We start from the raw sequence: 4,776 nt of genomic DNA, 5'->3' as shown, positions 1-4,776 counted from the left end.
CGGAGCGAAAGCGGAGCCGCAGTGAGGCGCACACGGGGCGGAGAATTGGGCTGTGCTTTGGGCTGTGACTGTTCTTTGGGCGGGAAAACCGGTTACGGTTTTCCCGCCGCGCCAGGCCGAGCATGGGGCTGTGGGGTGGGCTTTGCTTTGGGTTGAACTGTTGGCTGAGCTTCTGTGGCTCGTAGAGCCGCGCAGTTCGCCGCCACCCCACGCGGCGTACTGCAACTCTCGCAAGCTCGGTCGCGTCCTCGCTGGCGGCAAACTGTTGTCGCGCCCAGAGAATAGGCCGAGCTTTTGCGACTCGCAGAGTCGCGCAGTTCGCCGCCACTCCATGCGGCGGACTGCAACTCGACGGAGCTCATTGCACTCACCGCTGGCGGCGAACTTTCCGTGATGGGGCGTTGCTTTTGCGACCCAACGGGTCGCTCGGGCCGGACGCCTGCCCACGGGCGGGACGCACAGCGTCTTTTACTGGCCGCCTCTACCCCACGACAGCACCTCCCGGTCGCCCGACCCACTTTAGTCGAGAGTGAATATTAAGGGTCGGAGCCAGCGTGGCCGGAAACGAGCATCGCGACGTTGCAGGCCTACGCCTGGGGTGGCTCCGGCCCGGGCGGTTCTTCGAACCGCAGGATTCAACTCAAAAGTAGGGTAGAGGCTGGTAGTAAAACGCCCTGTGGGCGCGTTTATTCCGAGAGGCAACGCAACTGAAGACCGTGGCCACGATTACCCACACTGTTGGGACTGAGATGCTGTGCATAGAAGTCCAAAAACACCCCGTTCGTTCTACCGATAGCGGACGACCAGCTATACCCGCCGTTGCCGACCTTTACCGGCCCGCCCGAGTACGAGTCGCGGTAGCCCGGGGCGGGTCTGCCGAAGAAAAAACAAACCATTCTCGAACCATGAAAAAGACCATATTGATTACCCACCGCCTGCCGCGCGAACACTTTGCCGAGCTGGAGGCGCAGTTCGAAGTGCTCATCCCGTGCGAAGAACGATTTTCGAAAGAGGAGTTCCAGCGGCTCCTGCCCCGGATCGACGGCATGATCGCCTCCACCGCACTGCGAGTCACCGACGAGATGATGGCCCTTGCGCCCCGGTTGAAAATCATCGCCAGCTACGGCGTCGGGTACGACAATATCGACCTCGCCGCCGCCCAACGGCGCGGCATCGTCGTGACCAACAACCCCACGCCCGTGCTCGAACCCACCGCCGAACACGCCTATGCCCTGATGCTCGCCGTGGCCCACCGGATACCCGAATGCGACCGCGACCTGCGTCGCGGCGAGGCGAAATGGGGCATTATGGATAATCTCGGAATCTCGCTCTACGGCAAAACGCTCGGGATCGTGGGGATGGGACGGATCGGCAAAGCCTTGCGACGGTATGCCGCCGCTTCGCGCATGCGGGTGCTCTACTACAACCGTCGGCCGTTGCCCGCGGAGGAAGAGCGTGTGCTGGAGGTCGAATACGCCGACTTCGATACCCTGTTGCGTGAATCCGATATCGTGTCGGTGCACACCCCGCTGACCGACGAGTCGCGCCACCTGTTCGGCCCCGAGCAGTTTCGGAGGATGAAACCGACCGCCTTGCTGGTGAACACCGCTCGCGGCGCTGTGGTAGATAACGCGGCGCTGGCCGAAGCGCTTCGCAGCGGCGAGATCGCCGGAGCCGCGCTGGACGTCTTCGAAAACGAACCCCGCGTGTTGCCCGAGCTGCCGACGCTGGACAATATCGTACTCACGCCTCATACCGGCACCAATACGGTCGAGACCCGCGAGCAGATGAGCGCCCATGCCGCGCGGAACGTGATGCGTTTCTTCGCCGGCGATCCCGAGATCGACCGGGTCGTCTGACGTCGGCTGGGGAGGCGGAATAAAAAAAGGCAGGCCGTGAGGCCTGCCTAAACGTTTCGAACCGCCCGCCGAGGCGATTCGTCCCGTCTCAGACGTTGAACAGGAAGTGCATGATATCTCCGTCCTGCACCACATACTCCTTGCCCTCGATCCCGATCTTGCCCGCCTCGCGGCACGCCTTTTCGGAGCCTAACGCCACATAGTCCGCGAACTTGATCACCTCAGCCCGGATAAAACCCCGCTCGAAGTCGGTGTGGATAATCCCCGCTGCCTGCGGCGCCTTCGTGCCCTGGGCATACGTCCACGCCCGCGTCTCGTCCGGCCCCGTGGTGAAGTAGGTTTCGAGATTCAGCAACGCATACGCCGCCCGGATCAGGCGCGAAACCCCCGACTCTTCGAGCCCCAAGTCCGCGAGGAACATTTGTCGCTCCTCGTAGCTCTCTAATTCTGCGATGTCCGCCTCCGTCGCCGCCGCCACGATCAGCATCTGCGCCCCCTCCGCTTGAATGGCCTCCGCCACGGCGCGCGTATGGTTATTTCCGGTAGCTGCCGAAGCCTCGTCCACGTTGCAGAGGTAGAGTACCGGCTTGTTGGTCAGCAGGCATAAATCCGCCGCTAATTTTTCATCCTCTTTGTTATCCAACACCACCGTCCGTGCCGAAAGTCCCTGTTCCAGCGCCTCCTTGTAGCGTATCAGAATTTCGTAGAGCCGTTTGGCCGCCTTGTCGCCGCCGCTCTGCGCCTGTTTCTGCACCTTGCCGAGCCGGTTTTCGACCGTTTCGAGGTCTTTCAGTTGCAACTCGGTGTCGATAATCTCCTTGTCGCGCACCGGGTCGACCGAGCCGTCCACGTGTGTGATATTCCCGTTCTCGAAACACCGCAGGACGTGGATAATGGCATCCGTCTCGCGAATATTGGCGAGAAATTTATTCCCCAGCCCTTCGCCCTTCGAGGCCCCTTTGACCAGTCCGGCGATGTCTACGATCTCGATGGTGGTCGGCACGACGCGTTTCGGGTTGTCGATCTCCACCAGCTTCGTCAGCCGGTCGTCCGGTACGGTGATCACCCCGACGTTCGGTTCGATGGTGCAGAACGGAAAGTTGGCCGCCTGGGCCTTGGCGTTCGACAGACAGTTGAAAAGGGTCGATTTCCCGACGTTCGGCAAACCCACGATGCCGCATTGAAGAGCCATGTTATTCGCTGTTTTAGAGGCCCCAAAGATACTGAAAATTCCCTATCTTTGGGCCTCTTCGGATTCCAAAAACGGACTGACCTTTATGCACTACGCCGAATATGCCGGCCGCGCGCCGCAGTTTTTCACGATCGACCGTCCTTTCCCGCTCGAAGCGGGCGGCGAACTGCCCTCCGTGACGCTCGCTTATCATACCTATGGCACGCTGAACGTCGCGGGCGACAATGTGATCTGGGTGTGCCACGCGCTGACAGCCAACTCGGATGTGGCGGAGTGGTGGCCGGGGACGGTGGTCGAGGGGGGACTGCTCGATCCGACGCGTTATTTTATCGTCTGTGCCAATAAGTTGGGCTCTCCTTACGGTTCGACTTCGCCCATTTCGACGAATCCGGCGACGGGCGAGCCGTGGTACCTCGATTTTCCGCAGATCACGATGCGGGATATGGTGCGGGCTTACGGGGAGCTCCGCAGGGCGTTGGGAATCCGGCGTGTCAGGATGCTGATCGGGGGGTCGACGGGGGGATGTCAGGCGATGGAGTGGGCGATCGCCGAGCCTGAATTGTTCGACACGCTGGCGCTGACGGTGACGCTGCCGCGGACGACGCCGTGGATCGTGGCGGACAGCGAGGCGCAGCGGCTGGCGATCGAGGCCGATCCGACGTTTCTCGAACGGCGGATCGACGGTGGGGCGGCGGGGTTGGCAGCGGCTCGGGCGATGTCGATGCTGATCTATCGCAATTCGACGGCTTTCAATCGCACGCAGCACGATCCGGAGACGGACAAACTGGGGGATTTCCGGGCATCAAGCTACCAGCGTTATCAGGGCGAGAAGCTGCGCCGGCGGTTCAATGCGCACTGTTATTATCGGCTGTTGCAGGCGCTCGATTCGCACGACGTGGGGCGTGGCCGGGGCGGAGTGGAGGCGGCGTTGGGGGGGATTGCTGCAAAGACGGTCGTTTTGTCGGTCGATACGGATATGATGTTTACGGAGCCGGAGGTGCGGGAGATGGCGGGGTTGATCGGGGCGGATTACTATACGCTCCATTCGGATTTCGGCCACGACGGCTTCCTGATCGAGACGCCGCAGTTGACGCGTATCTTAAAGGAGTATCTGTGAGGCGGCGGCATTAGTTAGGGTCGTCGGCAGTTTGAGGATGCGTGAGCATCCTCAAAAGTTTTTTTTGTTCTTTTTGTTCACAAAAAGAACAGTCCCCTCAGGCTAAATTGCGCGTCCCTGCCTTAAGAGGGAAATCGTCAAAATGTGCTGGCACATTTTGGCAAGATTTCCCCAGGCGCGCGAACAAAGCTCTACCGCGCGCGACTGCTGGAAAAGGAAATCATTCAAACGCGTGTTTCGCGTTTGAATAAGATTTCCGCCAGCGCGCGGACAAAGAACGGGGTAGAGGCGGTCTTGGGGTAGAGGCTGCCAATAAAACACCCGAAGGGTGCGCCCGCCCGGCGTAAGGGCAGTACCCTCCTGTGACCAAAGACGCGCGCCGCCGCTTAAAGAAGCGATTCTACTATTTCGGCGGCGAGCCGAAATAGAATGAATCGCGTAAGGCGCGCGGACAACGAACTTCGCGCAAACATTCGTCGCCCGTCCGCGTAAAGAGGGATTTCACTCATTTTGCGGCAGCAAAATCGAGGTGAAATCCCAGCGGGCGACGGCAGCGGCGGAGCGACAGCGGAGCCGCAGTGAGGCGGACACGGGGCGGAGAACTGGGT

General features: G+C 60.8%; 4 protein-coding genes. 2 read left to right on the top strand and 2 right to left on the bottom strand.

What is annotated here, in order from left to right; all coding sequences use genetic code 11:
• Positions 1 to 686 precede the first annotated feature (686 nt).
• Positions 687 to 896: a hypothetical protein gene (locus Q9S52_RS10450; RefSeq protein ID WP_304709068.1), complete on the bottom strand. Its 210-nt coding sequence runs from the start codon at positions 894 to 896 to the stop codon at positions 687 to 689.
• 9 nt (positions 897 to 905) lie between these two features.
• Between Q9S52_RS10450 and Q9S52_RS10445 the strand changes: the two genes are divergently transcribed.
• On the top strand, positions 906 to 1,859 hold the full coding sequence (locus Q9S52_RS10445; RefSeq protein ID WP_304709067.1) for an NAD(P)-dependent oxidoreductase: 954 nt from the start codon (positions 906 to 908) through the stop codon (positions 1,857 to 1,859).
• Between the two features lie 88 nt (positions 1,860 to 1,947).
• Here Q9S52_RS10445 and ychF read toward each other — a convergent pair whose 3' ends face one another.
• Entirely contained in the window at positions 1,948 to 3,051 is a 1,104-nt protein-coding gene (gene ychF, locus Q9S52_RS10440) for a redox-regulated ATPase YchF (RefSeq protein ID WP_304709066.1), read from the bottom strand.
• An 85-nt stretch (positions 3,052 to 3,136) separates the two neighbouring features.
• Here ychF and metX point away from each other — a divergent pair, with 85 nt between their 5' ends.
• On the top strand, positions 3,137 to 4,168 hold the full coding sequence (metX, locus tag Q9S52_RS10435; RefSeq protein ID WP_304709065.1) for a homoserine O-acetyltransferase: 1,032 nt from the start codon (positions 3,137 to 3,139) through the stop codon (positions 4,166 to 4,168).
• Positions 4,169 to 4,776 lie beyond the last annotated feature (608 nt).

This window comes from uncultured Rikenella sp. (genome assembly GCF_948810725.1).
GTDB lineage: Bacteria > Bacteroidota > Bacteroidia > Bacteroidales > Rikenellaceae > Rikenella.
The sequence above is the reverse complement of the archived record's forward strand: the minus strand, read 5'-3'. Positions and strand labels throughout refer to the sequence as shown.

Excerpts from the sequence above, each read along its gene's own strand:
- Q9S52_RS10450 (WP_304709068.1), bottom strand. The coding sequence starts at position 896 with ATGGTTTGTTTTTTCTTCGGCAGACCCGCCCCGGGCTACCGCGACTCG.
- Q9S52_RS10445 (WP_304709067.1), top strand. The coding sequence starts at position 906 with ATGAAAAAGACCATATTGATTACCCACCGCCTGCCGCGCGAACACTTT.
- ychF (WP_304709066.1), bottom strand. The coding sequence starts at position 3,051 with ATGGCTCTTCAATGCGGCATCGTGGGTTTGCCGAACGTCGGGAAATCG.
- metX (WP_304709065.1), top strand. The coding sequence starts at position 3,137 with ATGCACTACGCCGAATATGCCGGCCGCGCGCCGCAGTTTTTCACGATC.